The sequence below is a fragment of the Salinimicrobium oceani genome (assembly GCF_012037645.1).
Map to the genome: position 1 here is coordinate 1 of NZ_JAAVJR010001014.1, position 373 is coordinate 373.

The window sequence follows — 373 nt, forward strand, 5'->3', positions numbered from 1 at the left end:
CAATTTCGGACAGAAAAGTTTAATTTGGAAACGTTTTATCAACACAACCAATCCGCGCAATCCGTAATAATCCGTGAAATCGAACGAAAACCAATCCGCGTAATCCGCTTCAAACCGTGGAATCCTGTTTAATAAATAGTAAAATGAACAATGGAAATAAATAATAACCAACTTTTAAGATTCACTACCGCAGGCTCCGTAGATGACGGCAAGTCCACCCTCATCGGTCGTCTTTTATACGATTCTAAATCCATTTTTGAGGACCAGCTGGAATCTGTAAGTGCTACAAGTGCAAAAAAAGGCCATGATGGAATCGATTTAGCCCTGTTTACTGATGGTTTAAAAGATGAAAGAGATCAGGGGATAACCATTG

At 39.1% G+C, this 373-nt stretch carries 1 protein-coding gene; it reads left to right on the forward strand.

All coding sequences use genetic code 11. The features are described 5' to 3' along the window. Positions 1-150: 150 nt before the first annotated feature. The coding region (locus HC175_RS20540; protein WP_235942715.1) for a GTP-binding protein at positions 151-373 on the forward strand (223 nt) is incomplete at its 3' end.